Source organism: Mycobacterium ostraviense (genome assembly GCF_002705925.1).
Taxonomy (GTDB): Bacteria; Actinomycetota; Actinomycetes; order Mycobacteriales; family Mycobacteriaceae; genus Mycobacterium; species Mycobacterium ostraviense.
Map to the genome: position 1 here is coordinate 1 of NZ_NKRE01000073.1, position 268 is coordinate 268.

General features: G+C 59.3%; 1 protein-coding gene. It reads right to left on the reverse strand.

The window, feature by feature from the left end:
* The coding region (locus tag CDN38_RS27965) for an ABC transporter permease subunit (RefSeq protein WP_142361399.1) at positions 1–268 on the reverse strand (268 nt) is incomplete at both ends.

A 268-nucleotide genomic window follows, 5' to 3' on the forward strand; every position in this document is an offset into this window, starting at 1 on the left:
GCTTGAAGCCGAACAGGTACTGCGCCAGGAAGCCCAGCACGAACACGGGCATAGAGACCAGCAGCGTAGTGGTGACAAGAACAAGGTTGTCGTAGAACGATCCCCGGCGCACCGCACACAGCACTCCGGCCGTGATGCCGATGATCGTCTCGAATGCCACGGCCACCACCGTGAGCCTCAACGTCACCGGCAGGCGTTGTGAAACAGTTTGTGCGACAGGGCGTTCCTGGAAATCTGTACCGAAGTCACCATGCAGGAAGCCCACGAT